This is a genomic window from Sphingobium sp. ba1 (genome assembly GCF_000743655.1).
Lineage (GTDB): Bacteria > Pseudomonadota > Alphaproteobacteria > Sphingomonadales > Sphingomonadaceae > Sphingobium.
The window spans coordinates 2,247-3,435 of record NZ_JPPQ01000034.1 but is presented as its reverse complement, the minus strand read 5'-3'; the positions used below and the strand labels follow the sequence as shown (position 1 = coordinate 3,435).

The 1,189-nt window shown below is 65.3% G+C and carries 2 protein-coding genes; both read left to right on the top strand.

Annotation, left to right across the window (positions count from 1 at the left end; translation table 11 throughout):
• A partial coding sequence (locus IL54_RS02385) for a bifunctional 5,10-methylenetetrahydrofolate dehydrogenase/5,10-methenyltetrahydrofolate cyclohydrolase (protein WP_037472852.1) occupies positions 1–766 on the top strand: 766 nt, incomplete at its 5' end.
• Entirely contained in the window at positions 763–1,119 is a 357-nt protein-coding gene (locus tag IL54_RS02380) for a dihydroneopterin aldolase (RefSeq protein ID WP_037472837.1), read from the top strand. The genes IL54_RS02385 and IL54_RS02380, both read left to right, overlap by 4 nt.
• Positions 1,120–1,189 lie beyond the last annotated feature (70 nt).

Genomic DNA, 1,189 nt, shown 5'->3' with positions numbered 1-1,189 from the left:
GCCCGCGCTGGCGGTGGTGCTGGTCGGTGACGATCCGGCAAGCCAGGTCTATGTCCGCCGCAAGATCAGCGAATGCGCGCGCGTCGGCATCCGGTCGGTCGAACATCGGCTGCCGGTCGATCATCCGCAGGACGCCCTGCTGACGCTGATCGACCAGTTGAACGGCGATCCGGCCATTCATGGCATTTTGATCCAGCTGCCTCTGCCCCCCCATATCGACGCGGCGCTGGTACTGGACCGCATCGATCCCGCCAAGGATGTCGACGGGTTCCACCCGGTGAATGTCGGGCGGCTGTCCACCGGTACCGGCGGGCTGGTGCCCTGCACGCCGCTAGGCATCATGCGCCTGCTCGACAGCGTGATCGATGATTATCGCGGGCTCAATGCCGTGGTCATCGGCAAGTCCAATATCGTCGGCAAGCCGGTCGCCATGCTGCTGCTGGAGCGGGAGGCGACGGTGACCGTCACCCATATCGAAACGCTGCACCTGCCCGACATCGCGCGCAAGGCGGACATCATCGTCGCTGCCGCGGGCGCGCCGCATCTGGTGCGCGGCTATTGGGTGAAGCCCGGCGCGATCGTGATCGACGTCGGCATCAATCGCATCGCGCAGCCGGACGGATCATCGCAGATCGTCGGCGATTGCGCGACGCAGGAACTGGACCATGCCAAGGCGGTGACGCCGGTGCCAGGCGGCGTGGGTCCGATGACCATCGCCTGCCTGCTCCACAATACGGTGTTGGCGGCGGAAAGGGCGAAGGCATGACGGACAATATCTGCACGACCAAGGTCCGGGTGCGCGACCTGCCCCTGCTGGCCGATATCGGCATCAATCCCGATGAGATCGGAAGGCGGCAACCGCTGGTCATTTCGGTCGAACTGACGTTGGCCGTGGGTCAGATCGAGGCGATCGGCGAGACGGTCGATTATCGCAAAGTAGCGCAGGCCGCCGAAGATCTGGCGCTGGTGCATATCCCGTTGATCGAGATGTTCGCGCAAAGACTGGGCGCCTGCTGCCTCGCGATGAATGGCGTGATGGAAGCGAGGGTCAGCGTCGATAAACCCTTCGCCCTGACGCGCGGCATGGCCGGGGCCGAAGTGACGGTCCGCCGGGGCTAAGCGCGCCGTCCCGCTCTAGCCATTCTCGTCCGCATTGCGCATCTGCACCGCCAGCAGCACGGCGGCAGCC

Excerpts from the sequence above, each read along its gene's own strand:
- IL54_RS02380 (WP_037472837.1), top strand. The coding sequence starts at position 763 with ATGACGGACAATATCTGCACGACCAAGGTCCGGGTGCGCGACCTGCCC.